Genomic DNA, 26,682 nt, shown 5'->3' with positions numbered 1-26,682 from the left:
TTATTAGTATTGAATTCATGCAATTAGCATATCAATTAGTGACACGTCCGGTATTTTTATCATCAACTAAGTGGTATTTGATTGAAGTGTTAACCCCATCATTCCAATCTCAGTTACCTCGCATAGTATTTGACGAGTACCTTATAGAAAGGAAACTGGAATGGGTAAACCTCAGACTCAATGTGTGATCTTCGATTGTGATGGAACCTTAGTGGATAGTGAAAGGCTTTGTTGTCAGGCACTTTGCGATGTGTTCAATCGATACGACGTTCACTTGTCTTTAGAGACGGCAATAGAGCATTTTGAGGGAGGTAAACTGGCCGATATTCTTACCGATATGCGAGACCGGTTAGACCTGAATGTTTCATTGGACGAACTCGAGCCAATATATAGAAAGTCTCTGGAAAAGCGGTTTGAGGCCGACTTAAAGCCAATGGAAGGAGTATTTGATGTTATTCAATACTTAGAAGCAAAAGGCATTGAGTATTGTGTCGCTTCAAATGGTCCAAAAACAAAAATTGAAAAAACACTGCAAATCACGGGTCTGTTGCCCTATTTCAAGGGCAAGATCTTTTCAGCGTTTGATACCAATAGTTGGAAGCCTGAACCTGACTTAGTCCATTATAGTGCGATGAATATGGGATTTAGTCTCAACGAATGCATCTATGTCGATGATACGCCAAAAGGGTTGGAAGCAGGGATACGAGCAGGAGTTAAGACAATCCACCTAGTCGGCCTTAACAATAAGGTTCATTCAGAAAATATTGTGAGAATTAAGACTCTAAAAGAGTTAGAAGCTTTGCTCTAGTGGAGCCACGCAGTTAGGCATAAATATGTTTTGTTCGTCTTCTCGTCTCTTTTGCTAACGGCTTTTTAAATACCGAGTACCTAACTTCCAGTGTGACTTGAACAACGAGTATAACGAACGCCTTTTGCTCAAAGTGCTCGTCAATTATCCCGCAAAGTCTGGTTTTTAACCGTTTGAATCAAAAAGACAAAATTTTTATTGATCTCAAATCTCAATCCGTTAAAGTACGCCTCGTTCTCACGGCACAGGCCGGTGAGAGATGGTGTTACCATCGCATGATTGCGTTGCCCTGGTGGTGGAATTGGTAGACACAAGGGATTTAAAATCCCTCGGCGTTCGCGCTGTGCCGGTTCAAGTCCGGCCCGGGGCACCATCTAAAAAATGAGGCGCGTTGGCAGAGTGGCTATGCAGCGGATTGCAAATCCGTGGACCTCGGTTCGACTCCGGGACGCGCCTCCATTCTCTTTGAGAATACAGTAACCAGCTTAGGCTGGTTTTTTTGTATCTGCGTATCGAAAAGCTCATTTTAGAGAGTAGCGATATTACTATCGGATGATTGTTTTCCTATTAGCTTTGTCTCTTTGGCTCATTACTTATAGTTGGTAGTTCCAACCTATCCGCCTCTTCGTAATATAAAAGTTACCTTTTACGGTGACTGATTGAAAAATCGAACCACAATGGTCATAAACTGCACGGCATTGGTGCAGACTTAGTATGGTAACCTAATTAACTACCTGAAAATTATGATGTTATTCGATGGCATTACATTTGCTGTAGAGCTGATTGGAAAACAACAACGTCACGGGCAAAGAAGCCTCCTTCACTAAAGCAGTGGAGGAGGCTTTTTTATTTCAAGGAGTGAGTGATGACAACGGAATGTTTAAAGACAGCCTGTCCTTATTGCGGAGTTGGCTGTGGGGTGAAAGTCGATAAAGGGAAGATTGTAGGTGACGATGCGCATCCTGCGAACAAAGGGGCGCTTTGTGTGAAAGGTTCAGCGTTAGCTGAGAGCCTAAATATGCCGTCTCGTTTGCTTTACCCTAAGTTCAATGGCAAAGAAATCAGTTGGGATGAAGCGACAGATGTGATTGCAGAAGCCATGAACAACTCAATACAAACGGAGGGTCCTGATTCTGTAGCTATGTATGTATCGGGCCAGCTTCTGACTGAAGATTATTATGTCGCAAACAAGCTGATGAAAGGCTTCGTTGGCAGTGCAAACATTGATACCAATTCACGGCTTTGCATGTCTTCCGCGGTAGTGGCACATAATCGTGCGTTTGGGGAAGATGTGGTACCGGTCAACTACAGCGACCTAGATAAAGCCGAACTCATTGTTATATGCGGCGCGAATACCGCATGGACGCATCCAGTTATCTTTAGACGTATCCAGCAAGCAAGGGAAAAAAATCCAAAGCTGAAACTCGTTGTGATTGATCCTCGAAAAACGGTAACGGCTCAACAAGCGGATCTGCATCTTTCTATCCCCAACGATGCTGATATCGCGCTTTTCGATGGGCTTATAAGGCATTGTATTGACACTGGCTGCTTGGATACTGAATTTATTGAGCGGAACACCTCAGGCTTCAACCAGTTAGCGGAAAAGCTCAAAAACTCCAAATTCACTCTCGCTCAACTGAGCGATACGCTTGGTATTGATAAACAATCGCTGCTGACATTTTATCGCTGGTTCAGTGAAACGCGTAAAGTGGTTACGGTATTTTGTCAGGGTGTAAACCAGTCACAAACGGGTTCAGACAAAGGTAATGCGATCATTAATGCGCATTTAGCCACTGGCTCTATTGGTATGGAAGGCGCAGGGCCGTTTTCGATTACTGGCCAGCCCAATGCTATGGGTGGGCGTGAAGTTGGCGGACTGGCCAATCAGCTAGCGATTCATCGCGGCTTCGACCAAGAATCGATTGACGCTATCAAAGCGTTTTGGCGGTCACCTGATATTGCGACCAAACCGGGTTTGAAAGCGGTAGAGATGTTTGAAGCGGTTGAACGCGGTGATATCAAGGTTATCTGGATCATGGCGACGAATCCCGTGGTATCTATGCCGGATCATGACTACGTCCGTCGAGCATTGGAACGTTGCCCAATGGTCATTGTTTCTGATATCACGCCTGATTCGGATGTTGCGAAATACGCTAATCTCCTTTTACCGGCCGCTGGCTGGGGAGAAAAGCAGGGCATGGTCACCAATTCAGAAAGGCGCATGACTCGACAACGTCGATTTATTCAACCACCAGGTTGTGCCAAGCCAGACTGGCAAGCGATTTGTGAAGTGGGCAAGAAGCTTTGTGAGCGAATGGAAATAGCAAACGGATTTGGTTTCTCCAATGAGGTGGAAGTATTTAGAGAGTTCGCCGCCATGACAGCATTGAATCAAGACTCATCGTTGATGCTTGATCTCTCTGAGCACGCGGATATTTCCGAACAAGAATATGACAATTGGAAACCTCAGCAGTGGGGTAAAGACAAGCCATTTTCAGATGGGAAGTTTAGTTTTCCTGATGGTAAGGCAAAATTTGTTGTCAGTGACCAGATGCCAGAAGCTCAAGCCCCCCACTGGTGGCTCAATACAGGTAGGCAGCGAGACCAGTGGCATACGATGACACGGACAGGGCACATTACCCATCTGGCCGCTAGTGAGTTGGAGCCTACGGTTTATATGAGCCAATTATCCGCTGATCTGTTAGGTGCTAAAAAGGGTGAGTTGGTTAGAGTTGTGAACGGTGACAACAGCATACTGGCTAAAGCCACGATTGAAGACAGCCTGCCGATAAAACAGCTGTATATGTCGATGCATTGGGCTGGAGATTATGCAGGGAATAGCCAAGTTAACGCGGTGGTAAGCCGCTTGGTCGACCCTCATTCTGGGCAGCCAGCTTTTAAGTCCAGTCGTGTTGAAGTATTGCCAGAGAAGATTGCTAGCTACGGTTTATACATTGGTGCTCAATTCTCTAAAGAGTCTTTTGCTTATTGTGCATTTCAGGCGGAAAAGCAGTCTGGTATTTGGCGATTTGCTAATACAAAACGCGTATCCAAGTCTTACGGTCAGAAATCTAACCAACAGAGGATTACGCTTGATCTGCCAGTAGGCTGGTTGGCTTTTGATTATGAAGAAGCCTCAAGTTGCCGTATTGTCACTTCTATCCTTGTTGTTTCCCCCAAGCCTGTTGAAATTGACTACACCAAACTTATTGATTTGATTGGTAAACCACAGTCATTTGCTGAGCTAATTACGGTTGCTTCGAGTGAGAAGACCAGCCAACTGGTATGTAGCTGTTTTCGAATTAGCGACAAACAGATTACTTCTGCTTTGGAGAGCGGTCGTTGTCACAATGTTTCCCAATTACAAAATCAGCTCAAATGCGGCACTAATTGCGGCTCGTGTATTCCTCAGGTTGAAGCATTAGTGAATAAGCATAGTGCTAAGACAGCAGTGATGAAATAAAGGGGCATAAGATGAAATACGATATCAATCTAAGGGAAGGTTCATATTCAGATTTGAATGGTGCAAGCTTCAGCGAACACCGTCAACTGTATAACGATTCTTGTAAGCTACACAAACTTGACCGCTATCGAACAAAAGGAAAAGTCTATCTAGTTGGCGCTGGCCCCAATGCCCCTGACTTACTGACCGTCAAAGCGTTAAAACTAATTAAGCAGGCTGATGTGGTGGTTTACGACCGCTTAGTCAATCGAGAGATTTTAGATCTAGCAGAAAAGGCCGAGAAACTGATCTATGTAGGTAAACGTTGTGGTCAGCCTAGTTTAAAACAGGAAGAAATCAGCCAGATTTTGGTGGATTTAGCAGAGTCTGGGTACATGGTCGTGAGGCTTAAAGGAGGCGACCCTTTTATTTTTGGTCGTGGTGGTGAAGAAGGGCTACTGCTGGCGCAAAACCACATTGATTATGAAGTAGTACCTGGCATCACAGCCGCCATTGGTTGTGCAGCGGCGTCCTACATTCCATTGACGCACAGAGCGTTGGCTCGAAGCGTGACGTTTGTGACGGGGCAAGTCGTATCAGGCGCACTTCCGGCGTGGGCTCAACTTGTATCGTCTGGGCAAACGTTGGTGTTTTATATGGGGTTGGAAAAGGCCAGTGAGATACAAGAGGGATTGCTCCGTCACGGTATGAGAGATGACTTTCCTTTAGCGGTAGTGACACACGGGTGCAGCTCTCAACAGAAAGTCCATGTATCAAGCTTAAGCCGCCTAACAAGTCTGTCAGAAGCGCTGAAAGGTGTGAGTCCGGCATTGATTATCTTGGGGGAAGTCGTCACACTTCGTGAACAACTTAACGCGACCGTAGAGTCGGTGATTTCTCAAGAGGTAACATGAGCATAATTCAGGAATGTATTCGAACAGTGGGTCGAGGTGAACGAGGCCGTAAGCCGCTGACGTTTGATCAAGCTTTTCACGTCATGGATGATTACCTTGATGGACGATGCGACGATGATCAGATGGCTATGCTGCTGATGCTGATTCGTGTGCAAAATGAAACTCGTCAGGAAATCGCTGGCTTTGTGAAAGCATTTCAATCTCGAGTACCTAACATTGGCGCTGATATTGACTGGCCATGTTATGCAGGTAAAAGAAAAGCCGCAGGTAAACCATGGCATCTGTTGGCAGCGAAAATACTGGCTGATAGTGGCAGAAAAGTGCTCTTGCACGGATATCATGATAGGCCCGCTGGGCGAGAGCATGCAGAAGATTACCTGAGTGTGTTGGATGTCAAAAAGGTCGAGTCCGCTGAGCACGCTAAGAATGTGCTCCAAGAAAGCAACATTGCCTACTTACCACTCAAGCATTTCGCGCCTCAAGCCGAAACCATGATTGGCTGGAAAAATCGCTATGGTTTACGTACCCCAATTAACACTGTGGTAAGAGCGCTAAACCCAGGTGGTGCCAAGATTGGCATTCGTGGCAGCTTTCACCCCGGATTCCAGCAGTTGCATGCCGAGGTAGAAGGTGAAATCGGGCTGACTCGCCATGCGGTTGTGTCCTTCAAAGGCCAATCTGGGGAGTCCGAATATAACCCTAAGGTCAGTCAAACGGTTTGGATGAGTACGCCTTCCGGTGTGGAATCGCACTATTGGACAGAACAAATGCTCACAGACATTCCATTGCCTGATGAGTGCCCGTTAGGTACGCCAGAAGAAGAGCTGAATATGATGGCGAACACCGTTGTTACCACAATGGCTAGTATTCTGTTTGCTGAAACGGGCGATAAAGACAGATCCTTTGAGCAAGCTTATCAGCTATGGTCAAAACATTGTGAGTCTCGCTCATAAGCATTTTTGAGCCCCTTCCTAAGTTGACTTAATCACTCTGGCACATTCCTTGTTATGTCTCTTACAAGCAAAGAGATAAAACAAGGAATGTTATGCAAAAGAAAATCTCTAAAACTCCCACCATTGTTTGCTGCGATTCGCTGGAAGAACAAGCAAGGCTGACCACCTTATTGGCTCAGGATTATGACGATGTCATAGGATGTCAGCTCAACCAGTTTGAAGCCTTGTTGCAGCGTGAGCCGAGCGCCAATGTTGTAGCGGGTTGGAAACAGCCCAGTGCGGAACTTCGTTTAATCATTGATGTTTGTCGCGAGAAACAGCGGCCATTACTCGTCGTGATTAAGCAGTTTTTATCCAATGATATTAATCGTTTACCAGAGCGTATGGATTACGTTTTATTACCTGCCGATTCTGATCTTAGCCTTAAACCTTGGCTCGAACATGCCGCTATTGCGAGGGCATCATTGCTGGCGATGGAGTCTGAAATTGAATCCTTAGCAGGGAAACTGGAAGAACGAAAAATGATAGAAAAAGCCAAAGGGTTGCTAATGAAAATGCATAATGTGGACGAAGAGTCAGCCTATAAAGCGATGCGAAAATCTGCAATGCAATCAAGCCAAACCTTGGCTCAAGTGGCGAAAAACATATTGATCACTTTAGAAACCTTGAAATAGCGAGCTACCTCTTTGGGGTTAGGTGTAAATTTCCTTAATGGTGCAGTATGCACAACTTAATAGCATCAATCTTTGCTATCAAACGCTTTAGGAAGCTAACGTGATGAAATAAAAAGAAATGTAGTGTTGGCACGTAACTTGGAATACATATTTTAGAAATTTGGTTCACACGCGATTCAACGTTATCAACGGCGGTAATGAAGGAATGCAACGGCGCTACTGCTCGAAAGAGCAGTAGCGCTTTTTATTTGGAGAAAGCGAATGAAATGGACGTCAACTTTTAAACAATCACTATTGGCTCTTCCCCTAGCATTATCGGTCTCTGTACCGTCTGCTTGGGCTGAACTCGGCGAGCCTGAACTGGAAGATCTGAAGTTTGGCTTTATTAAGCTCACTGATATGGCGCCGCTTGCGGTTGCTTACGAGAAAGGCTTTTTTGAAGATGAAGGGCTTTATGTCACGTTGGAAGCGCAAGCTAACTGGAAGGTTCTGCTTGACCGTGTCATTGACGGTGAGCTTGACGGCGCGCACATGTTATCTGGTCAACCTTTGGGTGCAACCATCGGTATTGGTACACAGGCTGAAGTGATCACTGCGTTTAGCATGGACCTAAATGGTAATGCGATCACGGTCTCTAATGATACTTGGGAAGAGATGAAGCCACACATCCCCAAACAGGCTGATGGAAAACCTGTTCACCCAATCAAAGCGGATGCACTCAAACCAGTTGTCGAAAGCTACCTTGATGAAGGTAAGCCCTTCAACATGGGGATGGTGTTTCCAGTCTCGACACATAACTACGAACTACGTTACTGGTTAGCTGCAGGCGGCATACACCCAGGCTACTACGCACCTGAAACGGGTGATAACAGCGGACAAGTCAATGCAGATGTATTGCTGAGCGTAACACCACCACCACAGATGCCAGCTACCATGGAGGCGGGTACCATCAAAGGTTACTGCGTAGGTGAACCTTGGAATCAACAGGCGGTGTTTAAAGGGATTGGCGCACCAGTGGTTACGGACTATGAAATCTGGAAAAACAATCCGGAGAAAGTATTCGGCGTGTCGAAGTCATGGGCAGAGAAATACCCAAATACCCACATACGGGTTGTGAAAGCCTTAATTCGAGCGGCACATTGGTTGGATGAAAATAACAACGCGAACCGAGACGAAGCAGTCAAACTGCTGGCGAAAAGCGAGTACGTTGGTGCAGATGCAGAAGTGATCGCGAATTCAATGACGGGAACGTTTGAATACGAAAAAGGCGACAAGCGAGCTGTGCCGGATTTCAACGTCTTTTTCCGTTACAACGCAACGTATCCTTACTACAGCGACGCTATTTGGTATCTGACGCAAATGCGCCGCTGGGGCCAAATTTCTCAGGAACAATCGGATGAATGGTACATGGACATCGCGAAAAAAGTCTACCGACCAGATATCTACCAGCAAGCAGCCGATGCATTAATAGAGGACGGTGTTCTGACTGCGAAAGATTTCCCGGATTTCGCTAAGGAAGATGGCTTTCGAGCTCCTCAAACCCATTTCATCGACAACATTGTTTACGACGGTCGCGAGCCTAATGCCTACCTCAAGAAATTCAGCATTGGTTTGAAAGGTAAAGACAAGGTTTAGAGGCAGTGAAGGGGAGCAATCTGCTCTCCTTTAAAAAGGAATTAAGAAGTAAAGGAGTAAGTATGCCTAGCAATGTCATATCGTTAGTTTCCAGCCCTAAGCTGGTGGCTAATAAAAGTAAACTGATTCTGTTCCCTCTGATTGGCATTCTGATGTTTCTCATGTTTTGGCACTTAAGTGCCCGTCAGGTCGAAACATCACTCGGTACATTGCCGGGGCCAGTTCAGACATATCAACAGTTTAGTAATCTGGTTAACGAACATTGGCAAGAGAGAGACAAAGAACAAGCTTTTGTTGAACGTCAGGAAAAGCGCAACGCAGCCAAGTTGGCAAAGAATCCTGAAGCAAAAGTGAAGATAAGGCCTTATACAGGAAAGCCGACATTCTTTGACCAGATCATCACCAGCCTGATTACGGTTGCGGCTGGATTCTTGCTGGCGACACTGATTGCCATCCCACTCGGGATAATGCTAGGTCTCAACCAAGGGCTTTATCAAGCATTTAACCCAATCATTCAATTACTAAAACCAGTGTCGCCATTGGCTTGGTTACCTATTGTCACCATGGTAGTGAGCGCGACTTATGTGAGTGACGATCCTTTGTTTGCGAAGTCTTTTATTAACTCACTACTGACGGTGGCTTTGTGTAGCTTATGGCCGACTTTAATTAATACTGCTGTAGGTGTTACGAGTGTCGACAAAGATCTGATTAACGTCAGCAAGGTACTGCAGCTCTCTTGGTGGCAGCATATCCGAACCATTGTTCTGCCATCGGCTATTCCTATGATCTTCACCGGCCTCAGGTTATCGCTAGGTATTGCATGGATGGTACTCATTGCGGCCGAGATGTTGGCGCAAAACCCAGGGCTGGGGAAATTTGTCTGGGATGAATTTCAAAACGGCAGTTCAGCATCACTAGGGCGGATTATGGTCGCTGTTATTACGATTGGCTTTATTGGACTAATGCTCGACAGAGGAATGTTGCAGCTTCAGAAATGGCTTTCATGGAACAAACAGCAAGCATTGCGATAAAAGGAATTAATAATGTCAAAACCACTATTAGATTTGACGCAACTCGGAATGCGATTCCCGACACCCAATGGTGAGTTTATCGCGCTGAAAAACGTCAACCTTCAAATTAATAAAGGCGAATTTGTGTCGCTGATTGGCCACTCCGGCTGTGGTAAATCAACGGTCCTCAACCTTGTCGCTGGGCTACACCTACCCACTGATGGTGGCGTGATTGTCGATAGCCGTGAAGTGAGCGGGCCAGGGCCTGATAGGGCTGTTGTGTTCCAGAATCATTCCTTACTCCCTTGGTTAACGGTGTATCAAAACGTTGAGTTGGCGGTAAAGCAGGTGGCGGGTGGTAAAGGTAAGCACTGGATTCGCGAGCAAGTTGAGCATTACCTTGAACTGATTCAGATGACTCAAGCCGCAGATAAAAAACCGGATGAAATCTCTGGAGGGATGAAACAACGTGTTGGGATCGCTAGAGCGCTGGCACTCAAGCCAAAAGTCTTGCTTATGGATGAGCCGTTTGGTGCGTTGGATGCATTAACACGCGCACGCCTTCAGGATTCATTAATGAGCATTCAGGCGGAGTTAAACAATACCGTGATCATGATTACTCACGATGTCGATGAAGCTGTGCTGCTTTCAGACAAGATAGTCATGATGACCAACGGACCCGCGGCAACCATTGGTGAAGTTCTGGAAATTGAACTTCCTCGCCCACGAAATCGCGTGGAACTCGCTGAAAACCCTGTGTATCAGCGCTATCGTCAATCTGTTTTGAAATTCCTGTACGAAAAACAATCGAAACAAGAGTCGCCAGCAGATAAGAAAAAAGTAAACAGTAAACCTTTACCTGCGAAGACAGCATAAGGAAGTGAGTATGGAACATGTAGTGATTGTCGGAAATGGCATGGTCGGCCACCACCTTGTCGCACAGCTCGTCGAGCGTGGGGCGCATTTGGAAAAGAAGATCACCGTGATTGGTGAAGAAAGGTTTATTGCCTACGACCGAGTTCAATTGTCGTCTTTGTTTTCGGGAAAGTCTCATCAGGATCTAATGCTGAGTAGTGAGGAGTGGTATCAGAGACACGGGATTGAGTTGGTTTTGGGTAGTCAGGTGACTTCTATCGATAAGCAGGCTAAACGTATCGTACTGGATGGCGAAGATATTCTTGGCTACGACCAGTTGGTGCTTGCGACAGGTTCGTATCCTTTTGTTCCACCAATTGAAGGCAAAGACAGAGAAGACATCTTTGTTTATCGTACCTTGGAAGATCTTTCTCAGATCAAACAAGCGTGCCAAGGGGCGAAAACAGGTGCGGTTATTGGCGGTGGATTGCTAGGTCTTGAAGCCGCAAATGCGTTAAAACTGCTTGGAGTTAAGACCCACGTTGTAGAATTTGCACCGCGTTTGATGCCAGTCCAGCTCGATGACGGAGCGGGCACGGTGCTAAAAGAAAAAATCGAAGCCATGGGGCTGAGCGTTCACAACTCAATGATCACAGAAAAGATCTGCGATGGCGAAACCGCTCGGCATCGTTTGGTGTTCAAAGACGCTGAACCATTGGAAGTGGATGTCATTGTGTTTTCCGCAGGCATACGGCCACAAGACGCACTTGGTCGGGAAGCTGGGCTCACATTGGGGGAGCGAGGTGGCATTGTGATTGATGATGAATGTCAGACAAGCGACGCAAGCATCTACGCCATTGGCGAGTGTGCGTTGTGGCAACAAAAGATTTTTGGGCTGGTTGCCCCCGGATACGCCATGGCGCGGGTAGTGGCAGACAAGCTCACAGCACGAGACACGACAGGATTTACGGGCGCTGACATGAGCACCAAGCTCAAACTGCTTGGTGTCGATGTGGCGTCGATTGGTGATGCTCATAAGACGACGGAAGGCGCACAGGAGATGACCCTGCAAGACACGGTGTCCGGTGTTTACAAAAAGCTAGTTGTCGATGAAACGGGTAAATTTTTGCTCGGGGCGATCTTGGTGGGTGACAACTCAGACTACGATGCGTTACTGCAATGTTATCTCAATCAAACTGAACTTCCCGATCACGCTGCCAACCTCCTATTTGATACCAGTATGCTGCAAGGGGAAATGAACGATACAGCGATCATATGTTCCTGCCACAACGTTTCCAAAGGCGATTTAGTGTCGGCTATTCAGGCTGGCGCAAATGATTTAGATACTCTGAAAACTCAAACCAAGGCTGGGACAGGCTGTGGTGGCTGTAGCAATATGGTTAAGACAGTACTGGATGCTGAGCTAATGGCGATGGGTGTTGAAGTCAATAACCATGTCTGCGAACACTTTGAAATGTCTCGACAAGAGATGTTTCATATTTGTCAGGTCGAGCAAATCAAAGACTTTGACACTCTATTGAGCAAGCATGGCAAAGGGTTAGGGTGTGATCTGTGCAAACCAACCGCAGCATCAGTCTTTGCTTCTCTTTGGAACGAACACATCATGGAGCCTCAACACAGTGCGCTCCAAGACTCGAATGATGCATTCATGGCAAACCTACAGAAAGACGGCTCATACTCGGTCGTTCCTAGGGTTGCCGGTGGCGAGATTACACCGGAGAAACTCATTGTACTCGGTGAAGTTGCACAGAAGTTTGATTTGTACACCAAGATCACCGGCGGTCAACGAGTCGACCTTTTTGGTGCACAAGTGGAGCAGCTACCGGAGATCTGGCAAACACTGATCGATGCAGGCTTTGAAACGGGTCACGCCTATGGGAAATCACTTCGCACAGTAAAATCTTGTGTAGGATCAACATGGTGTCGCTATGGCGTCGATGATTCTGTAGGGTTAGCGATTGAATTGGAGAACCGCTACAAAGGCTTGCGAGCGCCACATAAGATTAAGTTCGCGGTTTCAGGCTGTACGCGAGAATGTGCAGAAGCGCAAAGTAAAGACATTGGTGTTATCGCAACAGAAAAAGGTTGGAACCTTTATGTATGCGGCAATGGGGGAATGCGCCCTAGACATGCAGATATCTTAGCCTCAGACCTGACTAAAGAGCAGCTAGTACAACTCATTGATAGGGTGTTGATGTTTTATGTCAGTACTGCTGACCGATTACAACGAACCTCAGTGTGGATGGAAAACCTTGAAGGTGGCCTTGAGTATCTGAAACAAGTGGTAATCGAGGACTCATTAGGCTTGTGTGACCCACTCGAAAGCCAAATGCAGCATATTGTCGAAACCTACCAATGTGAGTGGAAGAGTACACTGGAAAATCCGGATAAGCTCAGCAAGTTCCGTCCGTTCATCAATGATGATTCTACGAGCCAAGCGCTCCCTTACCAGCGAATCAGAGGACAGCGAATTCCAGTTAAGGAGGAGCTATGATTACCGAACAGAAACTAAAAATATGCCGATTGGATGACCTAGTACCCTACGAAGGTAGGGCTGCATTAATTGATGGCGAACAAGTGGCGCTTTTCCGAATTCCTGATAAAGGCGTTTTTGCGATACAAAACTGGGACCCGATAGGTAAGGCTTACGTCATGAATCGAGGCATAGTCGGTGATGTTAAAGGAGAGCTGTGTGTCGCTTCTCCCCTTTATAAACAGCATTTCAGCCTAAATACAGGTCGATGTATTGAACAACCAGACGTAAAGATTAAATGTTGGCCGGTGGAAGAAGAAACTCCATATCTAGTATTAATCTAAATATGGAAAAGAGGGCTGATACTGAAGGATATCAGCCCTCATTATTATTGGAATGTTAGGCCGAGTTCGGCTTCACTTGCGCTGTCATCTCGCACTTGTGTTGAAATCGCTGACATAAATGAGTCAAGAGCGAGTAATTCCTCCGTAGTCATCCCAAGCCTTTCAATCAGTGGTGAAACCTCAGGGAACTTCTTGTCATATTTGTTGGCATATTGGGGGAAATTACCGCTACGATTTCGTGTCATACCGTTGTTGTACATAGCAAGAAGGCCGAAAATGCGTCCGCTACCCGTAACGATACTTAAATCAAATAAACCAAGGTGCGTTACCGGATCGGTAGATTTTATATCTCGAAGCATAGGCACTCGGAACTTACCCATGTCAGATGGATTTCCTGTTACGTTGTAGCGTCCTCGATCTTCGAGACTTCTACCATAATAAGTCAGCCCGATATTTTCAAATTGGTTGTTGGTCATTAATGGACCACTATGGCAATTCATGCAGCGAGCTTTGGTTCTGTATAAATGAAGGCCATGAATTTGTTGATCGGTCATGGCAGTGCGGTCGCCTTCAAGGAACTGGTCAAAGGCACTTTTCTGGCTGATGATGGTTCGTTCAAACGTTGCGATTGATTTAGCAATTCGATCTAGAGTGATCTGGTTATCGCCAAACGCGGCGGTAAATAATGGCTTGTATTCGTTAATGTTATCCAGCTTATTTAACATCTCATCATGGGGAAGGCCCATTTCAATCGGGTTTGAAATAGGGTGTAATGATTGTTCTTCGAGAGAAGAAACACGTCCATCTAGGAATAGAGTCTCATAGTAAGCTGTGTTAAGAATGGTTGGCGTATTTCTTTTTCCGGTTTGCCCATTGATACCTACCGCGGCTCTGAGCCCATCAGCCCAACCTTTGCTCGGATCATGGCAACTTGCACAAGAGATAGTATTGTCTTTTGACAAGCGCTTATCGAAAAATAATGCCTTACCTAATGCCACTTTTTGTTTCGAATATGGGTTATCGCTTGGAAAAGGGACAGCAGGTTTCAGGCCTAGTTCTTTCCATTCCACTCCGTCATCCACTGTTGGTTGCGGCCAGTTTTCAGGCGCTTGAGAGTATTGGCTTCTTAGTACTGCGAGATCGACGGGAGTTTCTGTTGGCGATATGTTAAACCAAACATCATAAGGCTCAAAATTATGTAATATTGCTACAGCGGATGAACGTTCATTCGGGGCTGTTAGCACTGCGCTACCTGTAGAGAAGGACACCAGTGTCGTGTTTTCTTCATCATCAGTGGCCCAGAAGCTGGAATCTGGTGATAGAAATGGAAAAGTATTAGGAAACTTACTATCGCCACCATCAAGTAGGGTGGTTAGTTCAGCTACAGATGGCAATCGCCACCCCGCTTTCTTACACAATTGAGCTTGATTAGCGGATGCAATAAGCCTCTTCACCGCTGTGTTGTCTATATTGCCTGTCTTGGTGCGATCAAAGTGCCACAGCCTTGTTCCGTAGTTGCGAAGCGAAACTCGGCGAATATCATCGGCACAAGCCCAAGGCGTTTGTTCATACGATCGAGACTGATGTTTCAGCGGCCATCCATTAGTGTCTAGACGTAGAAAGTCCGCGACTTCTGGGTTAGTTGATTCGATTTCGTTAAACAGGTTGGCACGCGCGTCACGTACTGAATCACTATTGCTTGCGAAAAAAGCATTCTTGGCTGATTCGTCATTATGAAAATCAGTCATCATCTCGTATGTCGATTTGTAGTACAGCTTCCCTGGATTTTGCTGAATGACATCGGCAGCAATCATTAAATCCTGTACTTCTTCCAGGTAATCTGCGCTTATGGAATCCAAGTTTTTTTGTTTGATTTCGTTATCCGATAGTAAGCCATTCTGGTCTTTATCTGCATAGGCAAATTCTGCTGTGGTGCGCAGTGAAATACTGATAGGAGGTGTTGTCGATCTAGTGTCGTCATCTTCACGAGTCGTTAGAGTTCGTGTGGATTGTGACGAGGTTTGGTTAGTATTGATTGCCTCAAGTGTGGCTACATTGTCAGTTAACGATTTGTATGTGTCATTGGTCATGTCGACACTGATCTGCAATGGCTCGTTGAGATTAGCTCCAGCAGGAATAGTTTCGTGAATACTTCCATCATCAGCTACCGTGCCTTGAATTAACAAGTTCGTGGTGAGTTGTCGAATAGTGTATAAGCTGCCTGCAGCATCAGTGCTGTCAACTTGAGCTTTCACTGAGATGTCACGCATTGTTGCTGTAGGGAGGCTTGTGGTTGAATCAGGAGTGGTGTTGAGTCCGTCGTCTAAACAACCGGTAGTGAGCGAGGCGAAAACGACTGACAAAGCGATAGCCATTTTGCTTCTAGAAAAAGAGATAAACATACTAGATTGCACTTAAATGATAATGATTATTATAGTTATTAACTATTGGATTGGGGAATGTAAGTGATTATTTGAGAATGTGCAATGGCAAGGATCTATTAGATATTTATATCTGGCCCTGTTTGTTGATTAATTACTCTAATTGATGAAGGAATGTCAATGGGGATTTAGTTCTGGCTCTATGCAGAGCAGGGGCTTGGCCTCCGCTTTATTTCATGTTGACGCATTGGCATCAAATCAATGGTTTGCTTAATATTTTCCCAATCGGTTTCTTTACCCCAACGAAGTTTTTCGGAACCATCCTTGCCTATTAGTATTGCCGTGTGTGTACCCGGTTCGATACCGTAGGCTCTGAACATGCCCAGTAGATTAAATTCGTTTTTAACCCAAGATGGAATGGTAAAGCCGTCTTGGGTTATAACCAGAGTAATAATGTCACGATCGGAGAGTTCACACTCATTGATCAAGGTTTCGAGCAAGAATTGCTTCACATGTTTATCATTGGTTGGAGCGAAATAAATGACACTTCTATGAGACCATTTGTGTGAGTGGGCAGGATAACTCCACGCCAAGCCTATACTCTGAACAAGCAATAATACGAGAATAAAGCTACGCATGTTTGGCCTCCGTGGAAAATTGGGCTTTCAAACCTCAATCACTTTCTACGTTAAGTGTAGGTGGTAAGCTCACCTCTAACCTAAGTAATGCGTAAGCACTTGATATGGAAAATCTAGAAACTCATCGTTTGATACTGCGTTTACCAACAGAAGATGATGCCGCTTTTATTCAGTCACTCTATAACACCGACGGTTTTCTACGCTTTGTTGGTGACAAACAGATTAGAAACCGAAGTGATGCCACTGAGTATATTCGCAACAATATCCTTGCGATGAGAAGGGAAAAAAGTGTCTGCTTGTTAATCGTAGAAAATAAATCAGATAGCGAGCCGCTTGGTGTTTGCGGCCTGATAAAGAGAGACGATTTAGAGGCTTATGATATTGGTTATGGTTTTATGCCGGATTCACATGGGCAGGGCTATGGGTTAGAAGCAGGGCAAGCCATTATTAAATATGCACAACAGCGTCGTGATATTGATGAATTAGTTGCGATCACATCTTCGGATAATGAAGGCAGTAAGGCCTTATTAAATCGACTCGGTTTTACCTACGTCAAAGTTCAAAATCAGATAAGCGATAAAGTAGACTTACTTCTGTATCAATTGTCATTCACAGACTAATGAAATTTACTCATTCGAATATTTTACAAGGTAATTTGCTGACGGAGCTCAAAACGGTCAGTGCAATGATTGCGATTTATTGCCGCGATCATCATGGATTGCCAGACGGTTGTTTGTGTCATTCGTGCCTAGAGCTGAAAGAGTATGCTGAGGCGAAGCTTGATCGCTGCCCGTACGGTCAAGGCAAGCCGACCTGCAATAAATGTCCGATCCACTGCTATAAGCCTGAACCCAAAGAAAAAATGCGGCAAGTCATGCGTTACTCCGGACCAAAAATGTTGCTACCTCATCCAATTCTTGCGGTTCGGCATTTGATTCATGAGCGAAGAGCTGCGCCAGATAGGCCGGTTAGTGGAGCGTCTAACCGGCATAGAAGGAAGCAGAAGTGATGGGAGGTTATTCTCCAGCGACAGCTTGGTGTTTTGCTTTAATACTCGCAACGAGCATATATAAGCAAGTAGCGAGTAGAATTGCGAACAGGTATCCCATCAGTCCATGGTCACTCGCCATATACCAGCCAGCAACGATAGGCCCGAATACAGAACCTACGCTATAACTGAAAAGCATGACTTGGGTCGCTGAGACAATATAGTGCTGTTCCAATTTATCGCAGCCAAGGTTTATCGCAATTGGGTATAAAGCAAAAGCTGCAACGCCAAGCAGAAATACCCCTACGGCTAATACTCGAATAGTATCGTCTAGCAGAATCATGCTGCTAGAAGCAGCACCAAGTAAGCAAAAGAGGGCCATCAATAAAGTGCGGCCAAAGTACTTTGACATCAACGGCACCACTGGCTGAACTGCCATACCACCGAGTATAATTAAAGCCATCAATCCACCTATGTCGTCATGGGCAATCCCTTGCTTAGCTAACTCTAGCGGCATTAAGCCGTAAATCGCGCCAAGGATCAGGCCAGAAACAATACAGCCAATAATGGCTGCATGGCTCAATCTGGTGATCTGTTTAAGTGATAGATTGGTTGTATGTGCAGACTCTGGCTGGTCGCTTTCCCCAAACCACAGCACTACGATTGCAAGAAGTAACAAGGTCGAAATTGCAATAAAAGGTACGCCGCCATGGATACCCAATATACCAATGCCCAACTGACCAAGCGCACTTCCACCATATAATGCAGCCATGTACAGGCCAAGTCGCTTTGCTCTGGCTGTTTCATCGCCATGTAATAACCAAGATTCCACAATAACGAACACACCAGCGACAGCGATACCAGCAAAAAAGCGTGCTAACAGCCAAGAGGTTGAACTAGGGAATATAGGTAATGTACAAATAGTCGCGATGAATAGGCCCAAACAAAGAACAAACGCATTTTTGTGGCCTAGCTTAGTGACCAAAGGTTCAATCGCAATCGCACCGACTAAAAGACCTGCATAGAATACACTGGCTAACCAACTGGCCAACGAATTGTCTAGCCCGTAATCCGATAGCATCAGTGGTATCAGGCTCATTAGGTAGCCTGACGCAACCGCATAAAGAGCCAGCGCAATCACAGGGACTGTGATGCGAGCTTTTGGTGCAGGAGCAAGAATGTTTTCCAACGTCGTAGCCTCTTGAGTTCATTAATAAAGTGGAACGTATTTTGGGCGCGACTATGAGGTGGTTTTAAGGCAGGGTAAAACGAATAATTTTGGTCGTGTCGATAAAAATCATTTTTCGATACGATTGTTTATTATGAGTAAAAAAGACCGCTCATAATCCATAAAAGCGGTCTGTTAATTTGAAATGTTCGATATTTTTATTTCAGTAATGCTTCATTAAGCCATTGATCAAATTGACCTTTAGGTAAGGCACCATTAATTACATCGATTCTTTCACCGCTTTTAAACACCATAATCGTCGGAATACTTCTAATTTGGTATCTAGCTGCAAGGTTTTGCTGGCTTTCGGTGTTAATTTTTACAAATCGAACATTATTTGCTCGCTCTTTGGCGACATCTGAAAAAACAGGAGCAAAGCCAACGCAAGGGTTGCACCAAGGTGCCCAAAAATCGACGACGACAGGATGGGGGCTGTTTAAAATTATATCAAAGTTGAGTTCGGTTCCTTCAACGGGTGCGCCATCCAGTAAAGGCGACTGGCATTTGCCGCATTTCGGGCTTTCAGACACTCTTTCATTAGGGACACGATTGACACCTGAGCAAGAAGGACAACGTGTATTGAATGTAGACATGACTTTTCTCTTGTTTGTGTTTTTCTACGCAAGTGTGACGTCCATTTAACCAATTAGGTGACACCACAGATATTCGCTAGTTATACTCTGAAAATAGTATTTTCCCAAGAGTTCTCTCAGTCGGACTGAACAGATCGAATGGGCCGCTAACTCAAATAAAAATAAAAGGCTTCGAATGACCACATTCTATGCAGAAATTACAGGTTGGGGTAAATGTGTACCACCAACAACGCTCTCTAACAATGATTTAAGCACCTTTCTTGAGACTTCAGATGAATGGATTTGCACGCGCACGGGGATTGAAAATCGCCGTATTAGCCATGTGAACACGTCTGACTTAGCCACAGTGGCTGCTAAGCACGCACTGGCATGTTCAGGCCTTGAAGCGTGCGATATCGACCTACTGATAGTTGCAACGTGTTCACCAGATTCCCTCATCCCAAATATTGCCTCCAAAGTATCGCAAAACCTCGGCATGATTGGCACTACAGCGTTTGACCTAAATGCTGCGTGTACAGGTTTTCTCTACAGCCTAGAGACAGCGACTCGTATGATTCAGGCGGGCAGCTACCAAAATGCCTTGGTTATAGGTGCAGAGCGTCTCTCTTTCTTTATCGACTGGACAATGCGCGATACGGCTGTGTTATTTGGTGATGGTGCCGGTGCCGTAGTACTGAGCAAAACAGATAAACCTGTGGGCTTACAACATGCTCAGCTCGGCTGTGACTCAAAAGGGCGCGATATTCTATCTGTACCAAAATTTGGTACGTCTATGGATCGTTTTGCTGCAGATAACGGTTACTGGGATTTTAATTTTGTAGGTAAAGAAATTTTCAAACGTGCAGTCAAAGGCATGGGTTCTGCAGCACAAACTGTACTATCTCGCAGTCAACTTTCGACGGATGACGTTGATGTCGTTATTCCTCATCAGGCGAACATCCGTATCATTCAAACGCTTTGTGATTTGTCAGGTATTAGCCAAGATAAAGCGTTTGTTAATATCCAGAAGTATGGAAATACCTCTGCTGCGACTGTGCCATTAGCCTTGTGTGAAGCTATGGAGCAAGGTTTTGTTAAGCCTGGCGATAACCTGCTTCTTGCAGCGTTTGGTGCAGGTTTGACATGGGGAGCTGGTCATATCAAGTGGGGTGACCGCGTAACACCTTTGGGTCAAAGCGATGCAGCATTGCCTGAAAATGATAAGTCTGCTCTCGAATTACTCGACGAAGCGATCAGATTCTGTAAGCAGCACGCTCCTAATTAGCGAATCTTAACGCCATTCTGGATAGGAGGCTGTCCAGAATGGTATTATCTAGCCCTAGACGATAAGAATAACGCAGGGCTTAAATGAAGTTTCTTCACACCTCTGATTGGCATCTCGGACGCCAATTTCACAACGTTTCTCTCCTTGATGATCAAAAAGCGGTACTTACCCAATTGATCGAATATATACAAATACACCCTGTTGATGCTCTAGTGATCGCTGGCGATATTTATGATCGCTCTGTTCCTCCAACCGCTGCGATTGAAGTAATGAATGAATTCGTTAGCCAAGTGTGTGGTGAACTGAAGTTGCCAGTTATTCTTATTCCCGGTAATCATGATGGCGCGCAACGGCTTGGCTTTGGCGCTTCACAGATGAGAAACGCGGGATTGCACATCATTGCAAATTTTGAAGAGATGTTGGAACCAGTTGTTCTGAATACTGACGCCGGAGAAGTCGCCTTCTATGGGATGCCATACAATGACCCTGAATTGGTGCGGCATCATTTTAGTCAGCCAGTTTCGACCCATGATGATGCTCATCAACTGCTAAGTGAAGAAATTAAGTCCAAATTTAAACCTAACCAAAAGAATGTGTTGATAAGTCACTGCTTTGTAGATGGGGCTATTGAATCAGATTCAGAGCGACCTTTATCCATTGGTGGCTCAGATAGGGTTAGCCATGAACACTTTGTCGATTTTGACTATGTCGCTTTGGGGCATCTGCACCAGCCACAAAAAAAAGGGCAGGAGTACATCCGTTATTCAGGTTCTTTAATGAAGTACAGCTTCTCAGAGCAGTTCCAAAAGAAAGGTATAACGCTGGTTGAAATCACTAAGCAAGGCTTTCAATCTGCTACTCATATTGATTTAACCGCGCCTCACCAAATGCGAATTATTGAAGGTGAGCTAGATGAAATCATTGCAAAGGGAAAGACTGATCCTAACCAGTACGATTACTTGTTGGTTCGTTTGCTGGATAAACACGCCATTCTCAACCCTATGGAAAAGCTTCGTACCGTTTACCCCAATGTTCTACATATTGAAAAGCCCGGCATGTTAATGGGTGTCGAGCAAGAAATGGCTCAGGCCAAACTGGCACGAAGTGAAGTGGATATGTTCAAAGATTTTTTCCTCGAAGCACAAGACAGTGAACTTACCGAAGCGCAAACTGATGCCATTAATGACATCATTAATCAGTTAACGAAGCAATAGGAATAAGTGATGAAACCACTCTTACTAACAATGCAGGCATTTGGTCCTTTTGCTAACACTGAAACTATCGACTTTACATTGCTTGGTTCCAATCCGCTGTTTTTGATTAACGGCCCAACAGGTTCAGGTAAGACTTCAATTTTAGATGCCATTTGTTTTGCTTTGTACGGCCAGACAACGGGCAATGAAAGAGACGGGACGCAGATGCGCTGCGATATGGCTGCGCTTTCGTTACCGACCGAAGTGGTGTTTGAATTCGCACTTAAGGGTAAGAGCTATAGAGTCACGAGGTCACCTGATCAACTTGCGCCTAAAGCACGAGGCGAAGGAACAACAACACGAAAGCACACCGCCTCTTTGTATGAAATTACGAATGAAGAACGACTGATTACAAGCAAAACGGCTCAAGTAAAGACGGAAGTCACGGATTTTATTGGTTTGAATGAAACGCAATTTCGACAGGTAATGGTGCTACCGCAAGGAAAATTCCGTGACCTTTTACTCGCGAGCTCTAAAGAACGAGAAGAAATATTTGGTCAGCTATTTCAAACCGATATTTACAAGAAAATTGAGTTTGCACTCAAGGAAAAGGCAAGCACCATCATCAAATCGAAAGATGAATTTGATAATCAAATTCGCGGTGCGCTTCAGGTTGCGGGAGTGAATAGTGAAGCAGAACTTACCGAGCATATCGACTTGCTTTCTAAACAGTTTGAAGAGCTTACTTTAAGTGAAAAGGGGCAGTTAGAGAAGCTGAACCAATCGAAACTGAATCAACAGAAGGCAATTCAGCTCAAAACTGAGTTTGAAAGGTTAGCCATCGCTGAACGTACGTTGTCTGAGCATGTTCAACAAAGAGAGGCTAATGAGCAGATAAAGCACAACCTAACGATTGCGCGACAGGCAAGCAAGTTAGACCTTCCTTATGCGAATTGGTCATCGGCTTTAAAGCTAGTTCGTGATACCACGGAAAAAGGCAATGCGCTTGAAAAAGAGCTTCGAGCTTCAAATCTTGCGCTTGAAGAACATAAACAGATCCTGGATAGCGCAAATCAACAAGCTCAGGCACTCCCTGAGCAAACGGATAAGCTTTACTTCTTGGATGATATCAAAGCCAAGTTATTGGAAAAGCGCGAGCTTGAGCTAAAAATAAAAGACTCTACAGCAAAAAAGAAAAGCTATGATGAGACTTTGTCTAAGTATCAGGCACACAAAGAAAAACTTTTATTAGAAGCCACTAAAGCGCAACAAGAGTTTGAAGCGGCAAGGTTGGCTATGACGGACAAATCAGCCCTTGAATCTGAACTGATGCGTTTATCCCATTTAATCAAGGATTTAACTAAGAAGCAGAATATTTCGAAAGATCTAGAGGTGCTTGACGCTGAACTCAAGCCAATGCTTTCTCGTCAATCTGAGCTTAAGACCAGATGGGAAAAGTTACGCAATGAAGCTGATAGAGGTGAAATACGTTGGCATAATGCTCAAGCAGCCGTTCTTGCACAAAGGCTACAACAAGATCAGCCATGCCCAGTATGTGGCAGCAAAGAACATCCAAATCCGACTTCATTTGAAGGGGAAGAAGTCACTAAAGAGCAGGTTGAGCAATGGCGTCATCAAGAACGCCAATCTTTGCAAGCTTTGAATGAGCAAACTCAATTGGTGGAACAGCAAAAGTTATTGATTGAGCGCCAAAAGAGTCAACTCAATGAGCTTCAAGCCGAGTTAGGAGAGCACTCAGCTCTGTCACTCCATGTAGTTACAACACAGCATGCAGAGTTAAAACTTAAACTCGAGAGGCTGGTGGCCATCAACCTCGAACAAATGCAAGCGACGGTGACAGCGTTCAATCAACGTTGTGACAATGGTGAAAGCGAGATTAACAAGCTCAAGGAAGAAATATCAGCACATGTTGCTACAGAGAACACCCTCCGACAAAGGTTAGATATGCTGGCTCAATCTATAGGTGAAAAATACCAATCTATTGAGCTTGTTGAAGCAGAGCATACGCAGATCAAAACATCCATCGAGTCAGTTCAAAAACAGCTTGAGAAGGCCAATGAGACTCAGCAAACACTCGCTAAACAGCAATCGGCACTTGAGGGTCAAAGGCAAAGTAATATTGAATCGTTGGAAGAAGCACATCGACAATTAGATAAAGCTCAGACTGAATGGCATATCTCAATAGAGAGTACGCCGTTTACAAACGAACAGCATTATTTAGACAGTAAAGCCACAGAAGAGCAAATCGAGCATTGGGAAACGTCAGTGGATGCCTATGCACACACTGAGGTGAAGCTTAAGCAAACCATTGAGGACTTGAAACACTCGCTCGAAAATCAGTCATTGCCTGATTTAGAGAAGTTAGATAAACAAGTCGCCCTACATAGCCAAGCATATGTGGAGGCGAGGAATCAGCTAGATACGATTCGCTCCAAGTTTGAACGCTATCAAAAGGTGTGTAGAGATATCGCTAAACTGCATGAGAAGAACACCGAGCTGGAAGCTAAATACCAAGTGTACGGAACGCTCTATGATGTTGCGAGCGGTAAAACTGGTAGCCGTGTGAGTCTGCACCGATTTGTTTTAGGCGTGCTACTGGACGATGTATTAATACAGGCCTCTCAAAGACTCAGCATAATGAGTAAGGGACGTTATATTCTCTCCCGCAAAAAGGATGGATTCAAAGGTTCAGCTGGCCGTGGGCTTGATCTGGTTGTGGAAGACAGTTACACAGGCAAAAGTAGAGATGTAGCCACGTTATCAGGGGGAGAGTCCTTCATGGCAGCCTTATCTTTAGCACTCGGTCTTTCTGACGTTGTTCAGTCATACAGTGGTGGTATTCGCTTAGATACGTTGTTTATTGATGAAGGTTTCGGGAGCTTAGATCCAGAGTCATTAGATCTTGCCATTCAAACGTTAATTGATCTGCAACAGACTGGAAGAACGATAGGGCTGATTTCTCATGTCAGTGAGCTAAAAGAGCAGATGTCACTGCGTGTAGATGTTCAGTCAGACCGAGCGGGAAGTACGATAACAGTAAATGCTGCATGAGTTAGCATTTACTGTTGATATTCTGGTGGCTTATCATTAAGTGTGCTAGTTATTAGTTAAAAGCTAAAAAGTAGGACTCAACTTAACTCAGTGCATTTTGATTGGCACCAGGAACACTCATGACAGCAGTTCTGGAATCAGTACGTAAGGTATACCAGTATGCGGAGCCCAACTTAACGCTAGTGGGATGGATGGGGCTGCTTGGCTTTCCGACCTATTACTATGTCTGGTCGTATCTATTTCCACAACCCTATGAAAACCTTGCTTTAAGATTACTTTGCTCCGCATTGTTTGCGGTGATCGCGTTTAGGCACTCGTTGCCTAAGTATCTGCAAAAGTACATGCCTCAATACTATTTAGTATCTATAGCGTTTTGTTTGCCTTGTTTCTTTAGTTTCATGATGTTTATGAATCAGTGGTCTACGATATGGGCGATGTCCTTTATGGCGTCTATATTTCTCCATATCTTATTGGTTCACCAGACACGTTTGATGTTACTGCAAGCCGTATTTTCACTGTTGATTGCGTTTTTCGCTGTTTATGGGTTCGATTTTTCTTACGCCATCGAACAGGTCGTTTGGCCTTACATACCCATTTTTTTGTTTACTTATGTCTTTGGTAATTTGTTCTACTTCAGAAACCAAGTAGAGCATGAGAGTAAAGTATCAATCGCGAAATCTTTTGGTGCTGGCATCGCGCACGAGATGCGAAACCCTCTCAGCGCTCTAAAGGCTTCTTTTGATGTTCTCAGCTCTCTTCTACCTGATGATAAGTCAAAGTACTCAGACTTTTACCCAATGTCTCATCAGGAGCTGACTATCGCTAGAGAAGTATTGAGTGATGCTGATGAGGTCATACAGTACGGTAACGAAACGATAGACTTATTGCTGACTTCAATTGATGAAAATCGCGTTTCTACCTCGACGTTCAAAAAGCAATCACTCAAGAGGGTAATAGAAGATTCTCTCGCTAGCTTTGCCTATAAAAGCTCTAAAGATAAGCAATCTGTCCAGTTTCACTGTGAAGAGGACGCCGCTTTTTTTGGCAGTGATACCCTCATTAAATACGCATTATACAACTTGCTAAAAAATGCTTTTTACTATCAAAGTGGTGAAGATTTTAGAATCAATATCGAATTAAGGTGTTATGAAAAATACAATGTCATGACCTTTCGGGATAATGGTGTTGGTATTGCTCCGGATGTGCTAGAGAATATTTTTAAGGACTTCTATACCTTTGGTAAATCTGGGAGCTATGGATTAGGTTTGCCGTTCTGTCGCAAAGTGATGCAAGCAGTTGGCGGTAAAATCAGCTGTCAGTCGGTGCTTAATGAATGGACGGAGTTTACTTTGACCTTTCCAAAGTACCAATCAGAAAAAGTTGACCATATAAAATTGGATCTGATGAAATCTAAATCAGCACTCTATGTTGGTGATACCAGCGTGATTTCTCGTCTTCTTAATGAGCAATCATTCTATAAAGGCTTCACACTCAATACTGTTGATATTGAGCTCGCCAATAGCCGGGAAGAATACGAGTTTGAATATGATCTCATCTTTATTGATTTAGATGCTGTGATTACGTCTCCAAATCAGTTGGCAGCTTTAGAAAATAAACTTCACTTTACCGAAGCACGGATTGTATTCCTATATGATGAAAACAACCGTTACCACAATGATATTGAAAGGCATTTAACTATTTACCCAGTAGAAAAACATCGTATGTTGCTTGAGCCTGGTCGTGTCTTGGATGAACTCTTCTTTGAGTCACCAGAACCGGATAGAAATCTGCTCCCTCGTAAAGAGGTACGTGTTGGTAAAACTATTGTTATTGCCGATGATAATCACTCTTTACGTACTTACACATCTATCCTGCTTGAGCAGCAAGGATTTGAAGTGATACAGGCGCAAAATGGTCAAGAGGTGTTGGATAAACTACAGAACAATTGGGTTGATTTAGTTCTTATGGACATTGAAATGCCACAACTCAACGGACTAGATGCGGCCAATGCGATTCGCTCTTCTGATCGTGAATATGCCAATGTTCCTATTTTAGGGCACACCGGGGATTCAACATCTGGCGCTATTGATAAAATCCATAAGTCGGGGATGAATGATTATATTATTAAGCCAGCGGGAACTGAGGTGTTGCTAGATAAAATCTCTAATTGGATTTAAGGCTAAGCTCAAGAGCTGA

Annotated in this window: 20 protein-coding genes and 2 tRNA genes; 18 read left to right on the top strand and 4 right to left on the bottom strand. The window is 44.6% G+C overall.

Annotation, left to right across the window (positions count from 1 at the left end):
* Positions 1-160 precede the first annotated feature (160 nt).
* The 12 genes from L1D23_RS03220 to nirD all read left to right on the top strand — a co-directional run bounded on the left by L1D23_RS03220 (position 161) and on the right by nirD (position 13,129).
* Positions 161-808: an HAD-IA family hydrolase gene (locus L1D23_RS03220; RefSeq protein WP_239864179.1), complete on the top strand. Its 648-nt coding sequence runs from the start codon at positions 161-163 to the stop codon at positions 806-808.
* Between the two features lie 286 nt (positions 809-1,094).
* Positions 1,095-1,181, top strand: a tRNA-Leu gene (locus tag L1D23_RS03215).
* 12 nt (positions 1,182-1,193) lie between these two features.
* Positions 1,194-1,267: transfer RNA gene (locus tag L1D23_RS03210), tRNA-Cys, on the top strand.
* A gap of 406 nt (positions 1,268-1,673) precedes the next feature.
* Positions 1,674-4,271, top strand: a complete 2,598-nt coding sequence (locus tag L1D23_RS03205; protein ID WP_239864176.1) for a nitrate reductase — start codon at positions 1,674-1,676, stop codon at positions 4,269-4,271.
* Between the two features lie 11 nt (positions 4,272-4,282).
* The gene (gene cobA, locus L1D23_RS03200; protein ID WP_239864174.1) at positions 4,283-5,164 is read left to right on the top strand and encodes a uroporphyrinogen-III C-methyltransferase; all 882 of its coding nucleotides are present in this window, start codon (positions 4,283-4,285) and stop codon (positions 5,162-5,164) included.
* Complete coding sequence (locus L1D23_RS03195; protein ID WP_239864172.1) at positions 5,161-6,117, top strand: glycosyl transferase family protein; 957 nt, start codon at positions 5,161-5,163, stop codon at positions 6,115-6,117. The genes cobA and L1D23_RS03195 overlap by 4 nt, the downstream gene beginning before the upstream one ends.
* A gap of 92 nt (positions 6,118-6,209) precedes the next feature.
* On the top strand, positions 6,210-6,791 hold the full coding sequence (locus L1D23_RS03190) for an ANTAR domain-containing protein (protein ID WP_239864171.1): 582 nt from the start codon (positions 6,210-6,212) through the stop codon (positions 6,789-6,791).
* A 261-nt stretch (positions 6,792-7,052) separates the two neighbouring features.
* Entirely contained in the window at positions 7,053-8,426 is a 1,374-nt protein-coding gene (locus tag L1D23_RS03185; protein WP_239864169.1) for a CmpA/NrtA family ABC transporter substrate-binding protein, read from the top strand.
* A gap of 62 nt (positions 8,427-8,488) precedes the next feature.
* Positions 8,489-9,457, top strand: coding sequence for an ABC transporter permease (locus L1D23_RS03180; protein WP_239864167.1), 969 nt, complete (start codon positions 8,489-8,491; stop codon positions 9,455-9,457).
* Between the two features lie 12 nt (positions 9,458-9,469).
* A complete protein-coding gene (locus tag L1D23_RS03175) occupies positions 9,470-10,312 on the top strand; it encodes an ABC transporter ATP-binding protein (protein WP_239864166.1) in 843 nt (280 codons plus the stop codon).
* 10 nt (positions 10,313-10,322) lie between these two features.
* Positions 10,323-12,806 (top strand): nitrite reductase large subunit NirB, encoded by a 2,484-nt coding sequence (gene nirB / locus L1D23_RS03170; RefSeq protein WP_239864164.1) that lies wholly within the window; start codon positions 10,323-10,325, stop codon positions 12,804-12,806.
* Positions 12,803-13,129 (top strand): nitrite reductase small subunit NirD, encoded by a 327-nt coding sequence (gene nirD / locus L1D23_RS03165; protein ID WP_239864162.1) that lies wholly within the window; start codon positions 12,803-12,805, stop codon positions 13,127-13,129. Before nirB ends, nirD begins: the two co-directional genes overlap by 4 nt.
* Before the next feature lie 44 nt (positions 13,130-13,173).
* Here the strand turns inward: nirD and L1D23_RS03160 are convergent, their stop codons facing one another.
* Complete coding sequence (locus L1D23_RS03160; RefSeq protein WP_239864160.1) at positions 13,174-15,531, bottom strand: cytochrome c peroxidase; 2,358 nt, start codon at positions 15,529-15,531, stop codon at positions 13,174-13,176.
* 179 nt (positions 15,532-15,710) lie between these two features.
* Positions 15,711-16,148, bottom strand: coding sequence for a DUF4174 domain-containing protein (locus L1D23_RS03155; protein ID WP_239864158.1), 438 nt, complete (start codon positions 16,146-16,148; stop codon positions 15,711-15,713).
* Positions 16,149-16,252: 104 nt separating this feature from the next.
* Between L1D23_RS03155 and L1D23_RS03150 the strand changes: the two genes are divergently transcribed.
* Both L1D23_RS03150 and L1D23_RS03145 read left to right on the top strand, forming a co-directional pair.
* The gene (locus L1D23_RS03150) at positions 16,253-16,768 is read left to right on the top strand and encodes a GNAT family N-acetyltransferase (protein WP_239864157.1); all 516 of its coding nucleotides are present in this window, start codon (positions 16,253-16,255) and stop codon (positions 16,766-16,768) included.
* A complete protein-coding gene (locus L1D23_RS03145) occupies positions 16,768-17,157 on the top strand; it encodes a nitrous oxide-stimulated promoter family protein (RefSeq protein WP_239864156.1) in 390 nt (129 codons plus the stop codon). Before L1D23_RS03150 ends, L1D23_RS03145 begins: the two co-directional genes overlap by 1 nt.
* 7 nt (positions 17,158-17,164) lie before the next feature.
* Here the strand turns inward: L1D23_RS03145 and L1D23_RS03140 are convergent, their stop codons facing one another.
* Positions 17,165-18,325 (bottom strand): MFS transporter, encoded by a 1,161-nt coding sequence (locus tag L1D23_RS03140; protein WP_239864155.1) that lies wholly within the window; start codon positions 18,323-18,325, stop codon positions 17,165-17,167.
* A gap of 197 nt (positions 18,326-18,522) precedes the next feature.
* Positions 18,523-18,957 carry a thioredoxin TrxC gene (gene trxC, locus L1D23_RS03135; protein ID WP_239864154.1) on the bottom strand — a complete coding sequence of 145 codons (435 nt, stop codon included), beginning with the start codon at positions 18,955-18,957 and terminating at the stop codon, positions 18,523-18,525.
* A 175-nt stretch (positions 18,958-19,132) separates the two neighbouring features.
* On the opposite strand from trxC, the gene L1D23_RS03130 reads away from it, so the two are divergent.
* The 4 genes from L1D23_RS03130 to L1D23_RS03115 all read left to right on the top strand — a co-directional run bounded on the left by L1D23_RS03130 (position 19,133) and on the right by L1D23_RS03115 (position 26,663).
* The gene (locus tag L1D23_RS03130; RefSeq protein ID WP_239864153.1) at positions 19,133-20,221 is read left to right on the top strand and encodes a ketoacyl-ACP synthase III; all 1,089 of its coding nucleotides are present in this window, start codon (positions 19,133-19,135) and stop codon (positions 20,219-20,221) included.
* Positions 20,222-20,304: 83 nt separating this feature from the next.
* Positions 20,305-21,435 carry an exonuclease SbcCD subunit D gene (locus L1D23_RS03125; RefSeq protein ID WP_239864152.1) on the top strand — a complete coding sequence of 377 codons (1,131 nt, stop codon included), beginning with the start codon at positions 20,305-20,307 and terminating at the stop codon, positions 21,433-21,435.
* Positions 21,436-21,444: 9 nt separating this feature from the next.
* On the top strand, positions 21,445-24,486 hold the full coding sequence (locus tag L1D23_RS03120) for an SMC family ATPase (RefSeq protein WP_239864151.1): 3,042 nt from the start codon (positions 21,445-21,447) through the stop codon (positions 24,484-24,486).
* 119 nt (positions 24,487-24,605) lie between these two features.
* On the top strand, positions 24,606-26,663 hold the full coding sequence (locus L1D23_RS03115; protein ID WP_239864150.1) for a hybrid sensor histidine kinase/response regulator: 2,058 nt from the start codon (positions 24,606-24,608) through the stop codon (positions 26,661-26,663).
* Positions 26,664-26,682 lie beyond the last annotated feature (19 nt).

The sequence above is a fragment of the Vibrio sp. Isolate24 genome (genome assembly GCF_022398215.1).
Taxonomy (GTDB): Bacteria; Pseudomonadota; Gammaproteobacteria; order Enterobacterales; family Vibrionaceae; genus Vibrio; species Vibrio coralliilyticus_A.
Note: the sequence above shows the minus strand (reverse complement) of the source record. Positions and strands in the feature narration are given on the sequence as shown.

What these genes read in the sequence shown, in the direction of transcription:
- L1D23_RS03220 (WP_239864179.1), top strand. Translation starts at nt 161, where the DNA reads ATGGGTAAACCTCAGACTCAATGTGTGATCTTCGATTGTGATGGAACC.
- L1D23_RS03205 (WP_239864176.1), top strand. Translation starts at nt 1,674, where the DNA reads ATGACAACGGAATGTTTAAAGACAGCCTGTCCTTATTGCGGAGTTGGC.
- cobA (WP_239864174.1), top strand. Translation starts at nt 4,283, where the DNA reads ATGAAATACGATATCAATCTAAGGGAAGGTTCATATTCAGATTTGAAT.
- L1D23_RS03195 (WP_239864172.1), top strand. Translation starts at nt 5,161, where the DNA reads ATGAGCATAATTCAGGAATGTATTCGAACAGTGGGTCGAGGTGAACGA.
- L1D23_RS03190 (WP_239864171.1), top strand. Translation starts at nt 6,210, where the DNA reads ATGCAAAAGAAAATCTCTAAAACTCCCACCATTGTTTGCTGCGATTCG.
- L1D23_RS03185 (WP_239864169.1), top strand. Translation starts at nt 7,053, where the DNA reads ATGAAATGGACGTCAACTTTTAAACAATCACTATTGGCTCTTCCCCTA.
- L1D23_RS03180 (WP_239864167.1), top strand. Translation starts at nt 8,489, where the DNA reads ATGCCTAGCAATGTCATATCGTTAGTTTCCAGCCCTAAGCTGGTGGCT.
- L1D23_RS03175 (WP_239864166.1), top strand. Translation starts at nt 9,470, where the DNA reads ATGTCAAAACCACTATTAGATTTGACGCAACTCGGAATGCGATTCCCG.
- nirB (WP_239864164.1), top strand. Translation starts at nt 10,323, where the DNA reads ATGGAACATGTAGTGATTGTCGGAAATGGCATGGTCGGCCACCACCTT.
- nirD (WP_239864162.1), top strand. Translation starts at nt 12,803, where the DNA reads ATGATTACCGAACAGAAACTAAAAATATGCCGATTGGATGACCTAGTA.
- L1D23_RS03160 (WP_239864160.1), bottom strand. Translation starts at nt 15,531, where the DNA reads ATGTTTATCTCTTTTTCTAGAAGCAAAATGGCTATCGCTTTGTCAGTC.
- L1D23_RS03155 (WP_239864158.1), bottom strand. Translation starts at nt 16,148, where the DNA reads ATGCGTAGCTTTATTCTCGTATTATTGCTTGTTCAGAGTATAGGCTTG.
- L1D23_RS03150 (WP_239864157.1), top strand. Translation starts at nt 16,253, where the DNA reads ATGGAAAATCTAGAAACTCATCGTTTGATACTGCGTTTACCAACAGAA.
- L1D23_RS03145 (WP_239864156.1), top strand. Translation starts at nt 16,768, where the DNA reads ATGAAATTTACTCATTCGAATATTTTACAAGGTAATTTGCTGACGGAG.
- trxC (WP_239864154.1), bottom strand. Translation starts at nt 18,957, where the DNA reads ATGTCTACATTCAATACACGTTGTCCTTCTTGCTCAGGTGTCAATCGT.
- L1D23_RS03130 (WP_239864153.1), top strand. Translation starts at nt 19,133, where the DNA reads ATGACCACATTCTATGCAGAAATTACAGGTTGGGGTAAATGTGTACCA.
- L1D23_RS03125 (WP_239864152.1), top strand. Translation starts at nt 20,305, where the DNA reads ATGAAGTTTCTTCACACCTCTGATTGGCATCTCGGACGCCAATTTCAC.
- L1D23_RS03120 (WP_239864151.1), top strand. Translation starts at nt 21,445, where the DNA reads ATGAAACCACTCTTACTAACAATGCAGGCATTTGGTCCTTTTGCTAAC.
- L1D23_RS03115 (WP_239864150.1), top strand. Translation starts at nt 24,606, where the DNA reads ATGACAGCAGTTCTGGAATCAGTACGTAAGGTATACCAGTATGCGGAG.